Source organism: Massilia terrae (assembly GCF_024753145.1).
Classification (GTDB): domain Bacteria; phylum Pseudomonadota; class Gammaproteobacteria; order Burkholderiales; family Burkholderiaceae_D; genus Telluria; species Telluria terrae.
The window spans coordinates 430,406-445,548 of record NZ_JANUGU010000003.1 but is presented as its reverse complement, the minus strand read 5'-3'; the positions used below and the strand labels follow the sequence as shown (position 1 = coordinate 445,548).

At 68.9% G+C, this 15,143-nt stretch carries 12 protein-coding genes; 2 read left to right on the top strand and 10 right to left on the bottom strand.

Features of this window, described 5'->3' with window-relative positions:
* Positions 1 to 38: 38 nt before the first annotated feature.
* Both NX778_RS12815 and NX778_RS12810 read left to right on the top strand, forming a co-directional pair.
* Positions 39 to 1,628 carry an acyl-CoA ligase (AMP-forming), exosortase A system-associated gene (locus NX778_RS12815; RefSeq protein ID WP_258812131.1) on the top strand — a complete coding sequence of 530 codons (1,590 nt, stop codon included), beginning with the start codon at positions 39 to 41 and terminating at the stop codon, positions 1,626 to 1,628.
* Positions 1,625 to 2,860: a pyridoxal-dependent decarboxylase, exosortase A system-associated gene (locus NX778_RS12810; RefSeq protein ID WP_258812130.1), complete on the top strand. Its 1,236-nt coding sequence runs from the start codon at positions 1,625 to 1,627 to the stop codon at positions 2,858 to 2,860. The genes NX778_RS12815 and NX778_RS12810 overlap by 4 nt, the downstream gene beginning before the upstream one ends.
* On the opposite strand, the gene NX778_RS12805 is transcribed toward NX778_RS12810, so the two are convergent.
* From NX778_RS12805 to NX778_RS12760, 10 genes are all read right to left on the bottom strand, one after another.
* Positions 2,857 to 4,005 carry a hypothetical protein gene (locus NX778_RS12805; protein WP_258812129.1) on the bottom strand — a complete coding sequence of 383 codons (1,149 nt, stop codon included), beginning with the start codon at positions 4,003 to 4,005 and terminating at the stop codon, positions 2,857 to 2,859. The genes NX778_RS12810 and NX778_RS12805 overlap by 4 nt on opposite strands.
* Positions 3,980 to 5,209, bottom strand: a complete 1,230-nt coding sequence (locus tag NX778_RS12800; protein ID WP_258812128.1) for a DegT/DnrJ/EryC1/StrS family aminotransferase — start codon at positions 5,207 to 5,209, stop codon at positions 3,980 to 3,982. The genes NX778_RS12805 and NX778_RS12800 overlap by 26 nt, the downstream gene beginning before the upstream one ends.
* Positions 5,209 to 6,369, bottom strand: coding sequence for a carboxylate--amine ligase (locus NX778_RS12795; protein ID WP_258812127.1), 1,161 nt, complete (start codon positions 6,367 to 6,369; stop codon positions 5,209 to 5,211). The genes NX778_RS12800 and NX778_RS12795 overlap by 1 nt, the downstream gene beginning before the upstream one ends.
* Before the next feature lie 9 nt (positions 6,370 to 6,378).
* Complete coding sequence (locus NX778_RS12790) at positions 6,379 to 7,881, bottom strand: lipopolysaccharide biosynthesis protein (RefSeq protein ID WP_258812126.1); 1,503 nt, start codon at positions 7,879 to 7,881, stop codon at positions 6,379 to 6,381.
* 13 nt (positions 7,882 to 7,894) lie between these two features.
* Entirely contained in the window at positions 7,895 to 9,166 is a 1,272-nt protein-coding gene (locus NX778_RS12785; protein WP_258812125.1) for a glycosyltransferase, read from the bottom strand.
* Between the two features lie 2 nt (positions 9,167 to 9,168).
* A complete protein-coding gene (locus NX778_RS12780; RefSeq protein WP_258812124.1) occupies positions 9,169 to 10,209 on the bottom strand; it encodes a polysaccharide deacetylase family protein in 1,041 nt (346 codons plus the stop codon).
* 52 nt (positions 10,210 to 10,261) lie between these two features.
* Positions 10,262 to 11,305: an acyltransferase family protein gene (locus NX778_RS12775; protein WP_258812123.1), complete on the bottom strand. Its 1,044-nt coding sequence runs from the start codon at positions 11,303 to 11,305 to the stop codon at positions 10,262 to 10,264.
* Positions 11,302 to 12,612 carry a putative O-glycosylation ligase, exosortase A system-associated gene (locus NX778_RS12770; protein ID WP_258812122.1) on the bottom strand — a complete coding sequence of 437 codons (1,311 nt, stop codon included), beginning with the start codon at positions 12,610 to 12,612 and terminating at the stop codon, positions 11,302 to 11,304. The genes NX778_RS12775 and NX778_RS12770 overlap by 4 nt, the downstream gene beginning before the upstream one ends.
* Positions 12,613 to 12,732: 120 nt before the next feature.
* Positions 12,733 to 13,932, bottom strand: a complete 1,200-nt coding sequence (locus NX778_RS12765) for a glycosyltransferase family 4 protein (RefSeq protein WP_258812121.1) — start codon at positions 13,930 to 13,932, stop codon at positions 12,733 to 12,735.
* Positions 13,932 to 15,107 (bottom strand): glycosyltransferase family 4 protein, encoded by a 1,176-nt coding sequence (locus tag NX778_RS12760; RefSeq protein ID WP_258812120.1) that lies wholly within the window; start codon positions 15,105 to 15,107, stop codon positions 13,932 to 13,934. Before NX778_RS12760 ends, NX778_RS12765 begins: the two co-directional genes overlap by 1 nt.
* Positions 15,108 to 15,143 lie beyond the last annotated feature (36 nt).

Sequence of the window (15,143 nt, the reverse complement as noted above, 5' to 3'; positions counted from 1 at the left end):
CAAACTGATAAGATTGCGCCCAATTTGCTCATTTACGTATGCCAGTCCTGATCCACGACGTCATTCTTGACACCGCCCGCCGCACGCCGCAGGCCGAAGCGCTCGCCTATGGGCAGCAGCGCCTCGACTACGCCGCGCTGGCCGCCGCCGTGGGACGCGCCGCCGGCGCCCTGCTCGCGGTGGAGGTCGCACGCGCCGAGCGTGTCGCGGTCTACCTGGAAAAGCGCATCGAGAACGTGGCCGCGATGTTCGGCGCCAGCCTGGCTGGCGCCGTGTTCGTGCCGGTGAACCCGCTGCTCAAGGCCGAACAGGTGGCCCACATCCTCGCCGACTGCAATGTGCGGGTGCTGGTGACTTCGCCCGAGCGCCTGGCCCAGCTCGAAGGCGTGCTGGCGCGCTGCCCGGACCTGCGCACCGTGTTCGTCACCGGCGAGGACAGTGGTGCCGCCAGCGTCGGCCCGGTCGCCGTGCGCTCGTGGGAAGCGGCGCAGGCCGAGCCGCCCGCCGCCGGGCTGGCCGCGCGCCGCGCGATCGACGCCGACATGGCCGCCATCCTGTACACCTCCGGCAGCACCGGCAAGCCGAAAGGCGTGGTGCTCTCGCACCGGAACATGGTCGCGGGCGCCGAAAGCGTGGCCGGCTACCTCGCGCTGACGCCGCTCGACCGCGTGCTGTCGGTGCTGCCGCTCAGCTTCGACTATGGCCTGTCCCAGCTGACCACGGCCTTCCTGGCCGGCGCCAGCGTGGTGCTGATGAACCACCTGTTCGCGCGCGACATCGTGAAGATGGTCGCGGCCGAAGGAATCACCGGCCTGGCCGCGGTGCCGCCGCTGTGGATCCAGCTGGCCGCGCTCGAATGGCCGCTGCCGCATACCTTGCGCTACCTGACCAATTCCGGCGGCGCGATGCCGCTGGCCACCGTGGCCGCGCTGCGCGCGAAGCTGCCGGACGCCCAGCTGTTCCTGATGTACGGCCTGACCGAGGCCTTCCGCTCGACCTATTTGCCGCCGCCGGAGCTGGAGCGCCGACCCGATTCGATGGGCCGCGCGATCCCGAACGCGCAGGTGATGGTGGTGCGGCCGGACGGCACGCCCTGCGCGCCCAACGAGCCCGGTGAGCTGGTGCACCGCGGCGCGCTGGTCGCGCTGGGCTACTGGAACGATCCGGCCAAGACCGCCGAGCGCTTCAAGCCGGCGCCCGGCCAGGACCCGGCGCTGCCGATCACCGAGATGGCCGTCTGGTCCGGCGACACGGTGCGGATGGACGAGGAAGGCTACCTGTACTTCATCGGCCGGGGCGACGACATGATCAAGGTGTCCGGCTACCGCGTCAGCCCGACCGAGGTCGAGGAGGGCGTGCACGCGAGCGGCCTGGTGGCCGAGGCGGCGGCCTTCGGCGTGCCCCATCCGGCGCTGGGCCAGGCCATCGTGCTGCTGGCCGTGGCCCGCGAGCCTGGATTGGACGCGGCGGCCCTGCTCAAGGAGTGCCAGCGCCGCCTGCCGGCCTACATGGTGCCGGCGCACGTCGAGATCCGCGCCGGCCAGTTCCCGCGCAACCCGAACGGCAAGATCGACCGCAAGCTGCTGCGCGAGCCCTACCTGACCATGTTCGACGAGGCCAAGCCATGAGCACCAACAAACCAGTCCACGCGCCGCAGAGCCGATTCCCGGTCGTCGACGGCTGCCTGCACGTGGGCGGCCTGCCGCTCACGCGGCTGGCGCAGCGCGTCGGCAGCACGCCGTTCTACGCCTACGACCGCAAGGTCCTGTCCGACCGCGTGCGCCAGGTGCGCGACTGCCTGCCTGACGGCGTGCGCCTGCATTACTCGATGAAGGCCAACCCGATGCCGGCGCTGGTTCAGCATATGGCGGCACTCGTGGACGGCATTGACGTCGCTTCCGGCGGCGAGCTGAAAGTCGCGCTGGACGCGGGCATGGCGCCCGCCTGCATCAGCTTTGCCGGCCCCGGCAAGTCGATTGCGGAGCTGGCGCAGGCCGTGGCCGCCGGCGTGCAGGTCCACGCCGAATCCGAGCGCGAGCTGCGCCTGCTGGCGCGCATCGGCGCCGACCTCGGCATCGCGCCGCTGGTGGTCATCCGCGTCAATCCCGATTTCGAACTGAAGGGATCGGGCATGCGCATGGGCGGCGGCGCCAAGCAGTTCGGCATCGACGCCGAGGAGATGCCGCGCGTGCTGGCGCTGGCACGGGAGCTGGGGCTGGACGTGCTGGGCTTTCACATTTTCAGCGGCTCGCAGAGCCTGAAGGCCGAAGCCATTATCGAGGCCCAGACACAAACCTTCGCGCTGGCCCAGCAACTGGCGCAGCATCTTAGCCAACCGCTGCGCGTGCTGAACATCGGCGGCGGCTTCGGCATTCCCTACTTCCCCGGCGAGACGCCGCTGGACCTGGCGCCGGTCGCCGCGCACCTGCGCCAGTCGCTGCCGCGCGTGCGCCAGGCCCTGCCGCAGGCGGAGGTGGTCATCGAACTGGGACGTTACCTGGTGGGCGAAGCCGGGGTCTATGTCACGCGCGTGGTGGACCGCAAGGTCTCGCGAGGGCAGGTTTTCCTGATCACGGATGGCGGCCTGCACCACCACCTTGCGGCCTCCGGCAATTTCGGCCAGGTGATCCGCAAGAACTATCCGGTGGCAATCGCCAATCGCTTGGATTCAAGCGACACCGAAGTCGCGTCCGTGGTCGGCCCGCTGTGCACCCCGCTCGACCTCCTGGCCGACAAGATGGAGCTGCCGCGCGCGGACGTGGACGACCTGGTGGCCGTGTTCCAGTCCGGCGCCTACGGCCTGTCGGCCAGTCCGGGCGGCTTCCTGAGCCACCCGGACGCGCTCGAGGTACTGGTCTAGCCGATATTGCGCACCTTGTCGAACTGCTGCTCCAGCATCAGGCCGTCCATGAAGAACTTGGTGGCCCAGTTCGGATAGCGGTAGGTCAGGTAGTCGCCGTTGATCGGGTGCGATCCCTTCAGCGCGCCGCGCACATTGTCGTCGCTGGTCATGGTGTCCTGGATGCTCATGTTGAAGCGGTTGGCGCGGATGGCCGGCTCCTTGAGCGACATGTCGCCGGTGATCTGGGCCAGGCGCAGCCAGTTGATCGCCATTTGCGAATTGCCGGTCACGCAGGTCCAGCCGACCTGGGTCTTCCAGTCCGGCAGGTAGCGCGCGGGCAGGGCGCCATCTTCGCGCTGGCGCGCCGCCACCAGTCTGGCCATCTTCACCGCGCGCTCGACCAGGTCGTCGCGCCCGGACGCCACGCCGACTTCGAGGATGCCGCGGATCGAATAGGCGATGGTGTGCGTGAGCGCGCTGGAGTCGGGCATCTTCAGCAGGCAGTTATCGGGCAGCCAGCCGTTGGCGAAGGCGCGGCCGACCGTGACGTCGACGTTCTTCACCGCCGCGTCCAGCCAGCGCGCCTCGCCCAGCGCCTGGAATGCACGCACCAGGCCGAAGGCCGAGCGCGTGTTGTAGCTGTTCAGCTTCGAGGTGGTGAACGGCGACGCGAAACGGCGCCAGGTGCCGTCGTCGTCCTGCGCCTCCACCAGCCAGTCGGACGCACGGGTCAGCGAGATTTTGAAGCGCTCGTCGCGCGTCTCCAGATATGCGCGGGCCCAGCCGAACAGCACCTGTCCGGTGTTGAAGATGGTCGGCGCCACCACCTCGGCCGACATGGTCCCGGCGCGCACCGCGCCGTCGGCCAGCTGGATCTCGCTCTCCCACACGGCCATGCGGCGCGCCGCCTCCGCGTAGTGCGGCGCGTCGTACAGCTGCGCGTAGTCGTAGAGAGTCGGGATGGCGTAGCCGGTGGTTTCGGGATAGGACGCGTTCCAGGTCCGGTTGCGCACGTCGTAGCTGTGCGCCAGGCCATCGTCCGGCGTGGCGTCTTGCGCGACCAGCAGCCAGTCGGCCGCGCTCTTCAAATGGGCTTCGATGGGGCCGACCGGATACACCGCCGCGCCGATCTTGTCTTTAATGAGCTGTTTGATATGGTTCATTTTGTTTTCTCTCTACGGGGTCGGTTTGTGCGGCCGCCAGGGCGGACCTGAGCGCGCCGCAAATCTCTTCGATGTCGGAGGTGGCCATGGCGCCGCCGAAGGGCAGGCCGAGCAGGCGCCGCGCGCGCGCCAGCGCCGGATCGTCCGGCTGGCCGGCACGCACGGGTTCCTGGTAGCCGAGACGGGAGGCGATGCCGCGCCGTTTGAGCTCTTCGCGCAGCATGTCCAGGTGGGTATCGGGCGGCAGCGACAGCATGATGCGCGACAGGTAGCGGCCGTCGGCGAACTGCGGCACGCCGACGCCGGGGATGCGCGCCAGCGCGGCCTGGTAGTCCCGCGCCGCCTTGACCTTGCGCTCGCGGATGCGCGGCAGGCGCGCGAGCTGCGCCAGCGCGATCGCGGCGTCGAGGTTGGCGATGCGGCCCGGGCCAGGCGGCGCGGGATCGGGCCGGCCCAGCGTCTCGCCGATGCGCCGCAGGTAGTAGCCGCTGTTGCCGGTAAATCGCGCCCACTGGTAGTTCCACACGAAGTGGGCGAAGGCCGCCAGCCGTCCCCGCGGTGCGGGCAGGGCGGCCCAGGCGGTGCGCAGGAGCGTGTCGAGGTCGCGGTTGTTCACCACCAGCACGCCGCCGGAGCCGCGCACGCCCGTCACGACGGCCTTGGACTGGGCGAAGCTGACGACGCCGACGTCGCCGAAGGTGCCGAGCAGGCGGTTGTCGCAACGCTCGCCCACCACCTGGGCCGCGTCGTCGACAAGGAACACGCCGGCGGCGCGGCAGGCGCTTTCGATCTCGCCGATGCGCGCCGGGCAGCCGAACATATGCGGCGCGATCACGGCCAGCGTGGCCGGCGTGAGCGCGGCTTGGACGGCGGATGGCAGCAGGTTCAGGTCGGACCCCACCGCGGCCGGCACTGCGGTGAGTCCGGCCGCCGCGATGGTCTCGACCACGCTGGGGCAGATATAGGCCGGCACCACCACTTCGGTGCGCGCCGGTTCGATCGCGCGGAAGACGTCGAGCGCGAGGCGGATCGCGGTATGGCCGAAGTTGACCGGGTAGACGGTCGAGGATGCGTACAGTGCGGCCAGCCGCGTCGCCAGCCGGTCGGGATTGGGGCCGTTCCGAACGCGCCCGGTCAGGATGCAGCGGGCCGCGGCCGCGTATTCGCGCCACGACCAGTCGGCATACTTGAGCGGGTGGCGCATCACGCGGCCAGTCCCAGCTTGGCGCCGATGCGCCACAGGGTGCGGTCGAGCCACGGGCGCGGGTCGTTCCAGCGCCAGTAGGCGTCGCGCACCTGGTGCCCGCGCGAGCGCTCGTCGACGCGGATCTCGCCTTCCTGCGCTGACCAGCGGTCCAGCTGCGGTTCGCGCCAGATGCGCGGCACGATCGGGCGGCTGGTGGCGACCTGCGCCAGGCCGTTCTCGTAGCGGTACGCGGCCTGCGGGATGTTCACGCCGTTCAGCGACGCGACCTCCTCCTGGAAGTCGGTGCGCGCCACCGTCGGCTCGACCATGTAGAAGCGGTTGTCGCGCGTGTCGCGCTTGAATTCCATGCTGCCCATGCCGGTGAAGCCGACCTGCGCGAAGAATTCGGTGGTCATCCGGTTCAGTTCATCGGCCACTTCCCACGCTGCGGTGCAGCTTGCGGTGCCGCCGATGCGCGGCGGCCAGGCGCGGATCTTGCGGCCGGTGAAGGACGAGACCAGCTGACCATCCTCGCCGATGTACTGCAGGCAGAAGTAGACGTCGTTGTCGCCGCCTTCGATCCACTCCTGCACCACCATGTCGGCCAGAACAGGGCGAATCTCCGCGTACAGCGCGGCCACCTCCGCCGGCGAGCCCACCTTGTAGGCCTTCTTGAAGCGCGCGCCGTATTCGTAGCTCTTGCTGGCCGGCTTGAACACGCAGGGATAGGTGAGCGCTTCGATGCGCGGCAGGTCGGCGGGCGATTCGATCCGCACGGTGCGCGGCACCGGCGCGCCGACCGATTCGGCTAGCTCCTGGAAGCCCTGCTTGTGCATCAGCGCCATCAGCCGTTCATGGCCGGGCAGGCGCAGGTGGTAGTGCGGCGCCAGGCGCTTGCGCGAGGCCGAGACTTCGACCACGGTCTTTTCCTCGGTCACGAACAGCATCATGGGATTGGGATGGCGCTTGGCCAGCTTGACCAGGCAGGCCAGCAGCGCTTCGCCTTCGAGCGCGGCGCACACTACCTTGCGGCCGTAGCGCGAGCGCATGGCAGGCGAGCGCGGATCGGTATCGACCACGATCACGGGGATGTCGACGATGCCCAGGCTGCGCACGATGCCCAGCGCGTTCAGGCCACCGCCGACGACGACTGCGGGGAGGGTTTGATTACTGTTCATCTCGTTTTCTCAGGCGGATACAGCGCGGTTGAACGGCCAGCGCGCCAGCTTGTGTTCGGCGATTCCCATGTCGATCATGACCTGGCGGATTTCGCCGAGGCCGCGCTTGTCGAACTGGACGATCCAGAGCATGTAGGCGATCGCGCCGCTGGCCACTTCGGCCACCAGTGCGGGCAGGACCGGCGTGCCGGCAGCCTGCAGGCCCTCGCGCACCAGCAGCACGGCGGCCGCCATCGCGGCGGTTGCGGCCAGCACCGGCAGCAGGGTGCGGTAGTACTCCCCGAAGGTCAGGCCGGTGACCTGGCCGATGATGCGCAACAGGCGCAGGGTCAGCACCGGATACACCAGCATCCAAACCAGCGACACGCCTTGCAGGCCGTCGGCCAGCGCGCCCACCACCACCGATGCCGCCATCACCACGCCGCACAGCAGGGTGTAGCCGGACAGGCGCCTGGCGTGGCCGGTGGAGATCAGCACCTGCGACAGCAGCGGGTCGACCGACTTGAACAGGCCCATCACGCACAGCGCGCCGAACGGCACCAACATCTCGATCCATTTCTCGCCCAGCAGCACCGGCACCAGCTCGCGCGAAACCACCAGCATGCCGATCAGCGCAGGGTAGGTGACGTAGGCAACGCCGCGCGTGATGTGCAGGATGAAGGCGCGCAGCTGCGGCAGGTCGTGCTGCAGCTTGGCGAACAGCGGCGAGGCGACGTTGGTCGCCAGCGTGGTCACCTGGCTGGTGGGCAGCGTGGCCAGCGAGATCGCCATGTCGTAGATGCCCAGTGCGCGGTTGCCGAGCAGTTTGCCGATGATGAGCTTGTCGGAATTGCTGTAGACGAACCAGAACACGCGCGAGGTGGTCACGTGGATGCCGTAGCTGACCAGGCCGAACGCCGCGCGCATGCCGACCGGGCCTCGCGGGCGCCAGGAGGTCAGCCAGAACGCGCCGATCGACTGCACCACGCTCTCGGCGACGAAGGCTGCGACCAGCGCCCACGCGCCCATGCCGGACCATGCCAGCACCAGCGACAGCGCGGACTGGAACAGCACCGACAGCACGTTGATGCTCGCCACCGCCTTGAAATTCATCTCGCGCCGCAGGAAGGCCATCGGCACGGTGCCGACGGCGCCGAATACGAAGGCGCTGGCCAGCACCGCGATTATCGGCTGCAGCTGCTGGTTGCCGAAGAAGCTGGCGGCGGGCCAGGACAGCAGCACGGTCAAGGCGCACAGCAGCAGGCTGGCGAGGATCGAGAACACGAAGCAGCCATTGACTTCGGCCGTTTCGAGTTTGGGCTTCTGCACCACGGCGGCGCCGATGCCGACCTCGTTGAAGAAGTTGACGAAGCCGATCAGCACCATCGCCATCGCCATCAGGCCGTAGTCGGCGGGGCTCAGCAGGCGCGCGATGACCAGCGTCGAGGCGAGCGAGATCACCCGGCCCAGCGCACCGCCCAGGCCCAGGTGGCCCATCGCCTTGACGGTCTTGGAACGCAGTTCGTTACTCATCGTGTTGCAGCTTTCATACGGTGGTCTTGATGGCGGCGCCGGCGCGCGCCGGCAAGGTGGCCTGGTCCAGCACATGCGCCAGCTGGCCGGCGCGGTGCGTGCGCGAGGAAGCGGCCACCAGCTCGTCGCTGGCGACGTGGGCGCTGCCGGCCTGGATCGATTCGATGAACTTGGCCAGCACCGGCGCGATCGCTTCGCTGTGGTCCATGTCGGCCAGCGCGTGGAAGCCGCCTGCGCGCAGCACGCGCGCGGTCTCGCCGCCGGTGTCGACCAGGCCGAGGATGGGTTTGCGGGCCCTGAAGTATTCGTAGATCTTGGCCGGGATCTGGGTATTGAACGGCGTGCCCTGGAACACCATCAGGCCGTCGGCGTCTAGCATTTCGGCCAGCGCCTCGCGGTAGGGCACCGGCGGCTCGACTTCGACGATGTCGTCGACGCCGTGACGCCGCACGAGGGCGGTGACGGCCTCGATATCGTCGGGCGCGCGCAGCACCACGCGCAGGCTCGCGGCGCTGGCCTGGCCGGCTTCCTTGAGCATCGCCACGGCGGCGAGGAAGGCGGAAGGATCGCGCCCGGACTGGTACAGCGCGCCGCTGTGCAGCAGGGTGACGCGGCGCCGGCCGGTGCGCACCGGAGGCGGCGCGGGCTGCGCAAAGCCGTCCTCGTCGTAGCCGTTCTCGATCACCGTGAACTTGGCCGCATGCGCCGGGTAGCGCTCGCGGTAGGAGGCGTGCGCGCTGTGCGTCGTGAACACGGCGGTGGTGCAGCGCGCGATGGTCTGGCGTTCGATCCAGTGATAGAACCGGCGCTGCATGCGCGACTCGGGATAGGTCGGCTGGATCATCGGGTCGCGGAAGTCGGCCACCCACGGCAGCCCGGTCAGGCGCTGCAGCATCAGGCCGATCAGGTGCGCGGTCGCGATCGGGAAGGTCGACCAGATCACCCGCGGGCGGTGCGAGCGCACCAGCGACAGGCCGGCCGGCACCGCGCCCAGGCACCACGAGATCCAGCGGTCGGGCAGGGCCAGCAGCTCGGGGTAGCGGCCGGCGATGCCGAGGTGGAGCTTGGTGTCGAGCGCGAACACGCGCCGCACTTCCAGGTTGGCCGGCACGCTGGCCAGCTGCGAGGGGTTCTGGTCCTGGTAGGCGCGCGGATGGGCCGACAGCACCAGCGGTTCCCAGCCATGGCGGCCGAGGTGTTTGGAAAAGCTCAGGGTGCGCTGGATGCCGCTGCTGGCGGCCTGCGGCGGAAAGTGGAATGCGATCAGGAGTGCGCGTTTGTTCATGTTCATTTCCGTCCAAGGGGCAGGGTAGCCCCTGCTTTTTGCGGGGCCGCGATCGGCGCCGCCGGTTTCTTGTGGTGTTCTTGCGCCGGCAGCGCGGGCGCGCCCTGCGCCAGCCAGCGCAGCAGCCGCACGCCGAATAGCAGAGGGGTGCGGTCCCATGGCCGGCTACGCGGCAACTGGTAGCGGTCGTGGCCCGGGTCGGCGGCGCCGGCCGCGGTGGTGAAGGCGGCGTCGAAGCCGGCCTCGCGCACCATGGCGACGTGGCGCGCATCGAAGTCCTTGCCGGCCTTGCCGTTCGGGTAGGCGAACAGGCGCACCGGCCTGCCGGTCAGCGCTTCGAGCTGGCGCTTGCCGGCCGCGATCTCGCGTCGCGCGCTGTCGTCGTCCAGGCTGGTGAGGATCGGGTGGGTGACCGTGTGCGCGCCGATCTCGACGCCGTTGCGGTCGAGCGCCACCACCATTTCGGCGCTCAGCATCAGGTCCTGTCCGCCGCGGCTGCCGGCCATGGCCTCCAGCCGCCGCACCAGGGCGTCACGCGCGGCGGGCGGCAGGTATTTCGAGGCCTCGGTCAGGTCGCGCAGGCTGGCCTCGCGGTCGGCCGGCGTGCGCAGCGAAAAGTGTCCCAGCCCGGCCGCGCTCAGGTCGAGATCGCGTGGCGGAAGGTTCTGCAGCGCGTCCATGATCCGGTCGTTCCACATATTCCCGCTGCCGACATGGCCGCTGGTGACGAACACGGTGGCGGGCAGGCCGAATTCCTTCAGCACCGGCAGCGCCAGGTCGTACACCGAACGGTAGCCGTCGTCGAAGGTGATGCAGACGGCGCGCGGCGGCAGCCGGCCGGCGTCCAGCATCGCCAGCGCATCCGCCAGCGGCAGCACGTTGAAGCAGTCCGCCAGCAGTTCCATCTGCCAGCGGAAGGCGGTCAGGTCGGGCTCGGATTCGAGCATGGCGACGGGCCGCTCGAGGACGCGGTGGTAAGTCAGGATGCACAGGCGCCGGCGCGACGCGGCGCGCGCGACCAGGTCGCCTGCGGCTCGCAGCAAGCCTCGCGTGAGTGCGGAATGGGTCGATACGTTCATTGATGTCACGCTTCTGTCAGGTGAGATGCGCGGCGGCTGGACGACGTCCGGCGCCAGCCAGCGCTTGCGGGTTGCGTGGGAAGATGAAGCGCTGGGCCAGAGGCTGCGCGGCCATCCAGCGCGCCAGGGCCAGCGTGAGCAGGGCGGTCGCGCCGAGCGAGACGCCGAGTTGCACGGCGGCCGGCGCGTCCGGCGCAAACCGCAGCACGGCCTTGTACACGCCCAGCGCGATGAAGGCGTGGAACAGGTAGATCTGGATGCTGTAGCGGCCGAAGGCATCGAACACGGCGGCGATGCGCAGGCGGCACACCTGGAACAACATCAGCACCCCGGTCACGCATTCGGCGTCGTTGATGAAGAGCGCATACGGCTGGCGCCAGTCCGCCACTTCGGCGAAACCGACCTCGTTGTAGAAATGGGCGCGCACCTGGACGTATTTCACGGCGGCGAACACCGCGGCGGCCAGCAGCAACGCCGGGATAGCCGGGACGCGCGCCAGCAGCCTGCGCTGCAGCCAGACGCCGAGGTAGCCCAGCGGGATCACGTACAGCGCCGGCAACAGTCCGAGCGGAAGCCAGTCCTGGACCTGCGCCGCGTACTGGCCGATGAACAGGTGCAGCACGCACAGCAGGCCGATGGCGCCGGCCCTGGCCATGGCGCCGGCGCTGTCGATCGCCGCGCGCAGCGCCACCATCGAGACGAACGAGGGCAGGAACCACAGCAGGGCCATGTGGGTCGTGTCCTTCAGCACCGCCGAATTGCCGCTATAGAGCGACAGCGCCCACAGGCGCAGCTGGACAGGCGCCGTCACCGGCGTGGTCGCCAGCACCGCCAGCGCGGTCAGCGTGACCAGCACGACGAACGGCCAGTACAGGCGGAAGGCGTAATCGAGGAAGGCGCGGTCGAGCTTGGGCGCCGGCTTCAGGAAGGGGACCGTCATGAAGCCCATCACGTGGAAGCCGAAGCCGTACAGGAAGCCGGCGATGAGCAGGCGCGAGAAGTCGTTGTGGTCGAGGATGACCAGCAGGATCAGGATGCCCTTGAGCGCGTTGAGGTTCATGCTGGCGCCTTGTTGAGGGAGGCCGGCAGGATGCGCGACTCGAGCACGATCAGCAGGCCCATGATGGCGAAGGTCAGGTCGAAGTAGGCGAAGCTGAGCGCCGCGCCGCCGACGCAAAACGCGAACAGCGACAGCTGCAGGTCGGTCGCCAGCCGCGCGATCCACTCCGGCGCCTTGCGCGCCCGCGCCACCCGGACGATCTTGCGCGCCTTGGCGAAGCTGCCGAGCAGGATGCACAGGTACAGCGCCAGCCCGACGAAGCCGTGGTCGCCCAGCACCTGGAAATAGACGCTGTGGGCGGCGTGCGAGCCGCGCGTGTCGGGCACCGCGTCGCCGGTGTAGAACCAAGAAAAGCTGTTGAAGTCCTGGCTCAGCGAGGACCACACCGGGAAGTATTCGAGGGCCTTGAAGCCGCCGCCGAAGAAGGGGTGCTGGGTCGCCAGGATCAGGCTCAGCTTCCATGCCACCACGCGGCCCATGAAAGAGGCGTCGTTGTCGGCCGAGTCGATGGTGTTCATGCGGGCGACCCATTCGGTGGTCACCACCTGCGACAGCGCCAGCACCAGCACGCCGAGAGCGGCCGCCACCACCAGCTTGCGTTCGCTCTTCATGAAGAAGTAAGCGCCCAGCGCGAGCAGCGCGACGAAGCCGCCGCGCGAGCTGGTCCCGATCACGGCCGCAACCAGCAGTCCCATGGTGCCCAGCATCGCCCACCACAGCGCGCGCGACTGCTTGCCGTACTCGTGCAGCAGGTAGGCGCAGATCGGGATGATCATCACCAGGCCCAGCGCGAGGTCATTGCGGTCGCCCAGCACGTGGTCGGCCATGCCCGCAATCTTGTGGCCGCCGCCGCTGGCCAGGTACTTGAGCGCCTCGAGGTCGCCGTAGAAACCGACCGACAGCACGACGCACCACAGCATGAAGTCGACATGCAGCTTGTCGTCGACGATCGCCACCACGAAGGTGAACAGGAGGATGATCTTCCAGAAGCGGTTCCAGAAATTCCACTGGATGTCAGGATTCCCGCCGCCCAGCGCGGTGCTGAGCGTGGTCCAGACGAAGAACAGGATGATCAGCGTGCCGGTGACGCCGAGACGGAACTTGGGCTTTTTCGGCTGCACCAGGTAGCCGAAGATGGCGATGCCGGCGAACAGCAGGTTGTAGCGGATCGACTGCGCGGGACCGTAGACCCAGCCGTTCGGGAAGAACAGCGCGGTCCACAGCCACATGCCGAGGCCGATGAACGGCCGCTTGGCGATCGCATACAGCATCAGCGGCAGGACCGCCAGCAAAAACAGGTCGCGCATGCCTTACCTCGTGCCCTTGCCCTTGGGGTGCTTGCGCTTGTCCTGCGCCAGGCCCCAGCGGCACAACAGCAGCACCGCCACCAGGTCGAGCGCCCACAGCAGACTTTCCATTTGCTCCTCCTAGGTCAATGCGGCCGCGTCCTTGCGGCGCGCGCTGCTGCTCATGCGCTCGGCGAGGAGCTGGCGGAACAGGGCCACCACGCGGCGCGCGTTGGCGTCCCAGGTCAGCTGCTGCTCGGCGATGGTGGCGCGCGCGTTGGCGGCCAGCTTGCGGCGCAAGGCATCGTCCCGCGACAGGCGCGCGATCGCGTTCGCCAGGCCGGCCTTGTCGTCCGGCTCGAACAGCAGCGCGTTGTCCTCGTGGCGCAGGATCTCCTTCAGGTTCGGCTGGGCCGGGCCGACGATGGCCTTGCCCAGCGCGAGGTATTCGAACAGCTTGAGCGGCGAGGCGTAGGCCACCACCGCCGGCTGCAGCGCGATGTCGAAGGCGGCCACGTGGCGCGCGACCTCGTCGCGGCCGACGATGCCGGTGAAGGTGACGCGCTGCTCGATGCCCAGCTCGCGGGCCTGGCGCTCCAGCCCGGCGCGGGCCGGGCCGTCGCCCACCACCAGCAGGTGGCGGCGTGCGTTGGGCGGATCGCTCGCGATCAGGTCGAGCACCTTGTCCAGGCCGTGCCAGTCGCGCACGAAGCCGGTGAAGCCGAGCACCAGCCGGCCGTCCAGCCCGAGCGCGCGCTTGGCCGCTTCGGTGTCGGGCGCGCTGCCGAACCGCTCGCCGTTGATGCCGTTCGGGATGACGGCGATGTGGCGCTGCTCGACCCCGTAGGAGGCGACGATGTCGCCCAGTACCCGCGTCACCGGCAGCACCATGTCGGCGCGGCGCCACGCATAGGCCTGCGACCAGCGCGCCAGGCGCTTGAGCGACAGGCCGTCGTAGCGGCTGCGCTCTTCCAGGATCGGCGCGTTGATCTCCAGGAGGAGCGGCAGCTTGTATTTGCGCGCGGCCCAGATCCCGGCCGGCAGGAACAGGTTGTAGCGCTCGTAGATGCAGTCGGGCTGGTGCTGGTCGATGGCTTTCGCCAGGCGACGGTAGGCCACCAGCGAATACGACAGCTCGGCCAGTTCGTAGAACCACTTGGGCAGCCAGCGCTTGAGCAGCGCGACCGCGCCGGCGTCGGCGCCGAACGATTCCTGCTCCATGGCCGGCGGCGCGGTGACGATCACTTCGTGTCCCTGCGCGCGCAGCGCATTGATCATCTCTTCGATGTGGACGAACTGCCCGTCCTTGGAACGGGTGCGGTGGTGGTACAGGATGCGCATCAGGATCGCTCCATCAAGATGTGGCGGAACAGGTCGAGCTGTCCCTGTGTCGTGTGGCCCCAGTCGAAGCGCTCGGCGTAGCGGCGCGTGGCAGCGCGGTCGGGGGAGTGGGCGCGCAGCAGCCGGACGGCGTGGGCCAGGCTTTCCGGGGTGCGATCGGCCAGCAGGCGGCCGGCCTCCGGCGCGGCCACCACTTCCGGGGTGCCGCACACGCTGGTGGCCACCACCGGCGTCCCGCAGGCCATCGATTCGAGCAGCACATTGGCCCAGCCTTCGCGGCTGGACGCGAGCACCATCAGGTCGGCCGCGCTGTAGTAGGTGCGAAGTTCGGTTTGCGGCACCGGGCCGGCCATGCGCACGCGGTTGGCCACGCCCAGTTCAAGCGCCAATTCTTCGAGCCGGCGCTGGTCGGGACCCTGGCCGACCACCACCAGCGAGACATCCTTGAGCAGGGTGAGCGCCTTGATCGCCAGGTCGTGCCCCTTATGCGGCACCAGCTGGCCCACCGAAAGCAGGGTGAAGCCATCGAAGCCGAAGGCGGCGCGCACGGCGTTGCGCTCCATCGGCACGAAGCGCTCCAGGTCGACGCCGTTGCGCAGCGGGGTGATGCGCTCGGCACTCACGCCGAGGCGCACCATCTCGTCCTTCAGGTAGTTGCAGACCGTGATGACGGCGCGCGCGCGTTCGGCGGCCCACAAAATCATCCGGCGCGGCAGCGCGAATTGCGGCAGCAGGTTGATGTCGCTGCCGCGCGCCGTCACCACCACCGGCTTGTTGAAGTACTGGCCCAGCATGACCGCCGCCACGCCATCCGGATAGAAGTAGTGGGCGTCGATGGCGTCGAAGTCGTAGCCGCTGTCGATGATGCGGCCGATGGCCGGCTTCACCGCCTGCGCCATCAGCATCGGCGACACGTTCATGCCGATTTTCGGCAGCGCCAGGTAGCGCGGGTGCGCGATCTCCAGGCCCGAACGCACTTCGCTGCCCGGTACCTGCGCCAACCGGCCATAGTGGCCGAAACGCTCCTGGGGGAAGGGAAACCACGGCACCGGCGCCACCACCCGCGACTCGGCCTGGCCGGTTGCGACCAGGTGGCGCAGCCGCGTTTCGACGAACAGGCCATGGTTGGGCTGGGCGGCGTTCGGGTACAGGGTGGAGAAGGTGAGCAGTCTCATTTCTTTGCTTGCCGGGATGACATTTGTGAACTTCTG

Coding starts and splice junctions, on each gene's coding strand:
- NX778_RS12760 (WP_258812120.1), bottom strand. CDS start 15,107: ATGAGACTGCTCACCTTCTCCACCCTGTACCCGAACGCCGCCCAGCCC.
- NX778_RS12805 (WP_258812129.1), bottom strand. CDS start 4,005: ATGAACCATATCAAACAGCTCATTAAAGACAAGATCGGCGCGGCGGTG.
- NX778_RS12785 (WP_258812125.1), bottom strand. CDS start 9,166: ATGAACAAACGCGCACTCCTGATCGCATTCCACTTTCCGCCGCAGGCC.
- NX778_RS12775 (WP_258812123.1), bottom strand. CDS start 11,305: ATGAACCTCAACGCGCTCAAGGGCATCCTGATCCTGCTGGTCATCCTC.
- NX778_RS12815 (WP_258812131.1), top strand. CDS start 39: ATGCCAGTCCTGATCCACGACGTCATTCTTGACACCGCCCGCCGCACG.
- NX778_RS12770 (WP_258812122.1), bottom strand. CDS start 12,612: ATGCGCGACCTGTTTTTGCTGGCGGTCCTGCCGCTGATGCTGTATGCG.
- NX778_RS12790 (WP_258812126.1), bottom strand. CDS start 7,881: ATGAGTAACGAACTGCGTTCCAAGACCGTCAAGGCGATGGGCCACCTG.
- NX778_RS12765 (WP_258812121.1), bottom strand. CDS start 13,932: ATGCGCATCCTGTACCACCACCGCACCCGTTCCAAGGACGGGCAGTTC.
- NX778_RS12800 (WP_258812128.1), bottom strand. CDS start 5,209: ATGCGCCACCCGCTCAAGTATGCCGACTGGTCGTGGCGCGAATACGCG.
- NX778_RS12810 (WP_258812130.1), top strand. CDS start 1,625: ATGAGCACCAACAAACCAGTCCACGCGCCGCAGAGCCGATTCCCGGTC.
- NX778_RS12795 (WP_258812127.1), bottom strand. CDS start 6,369: ATGAACAGTAATCAAACCCTCCCCGCAGTCGTCGTCGGCGGTGGCCTG.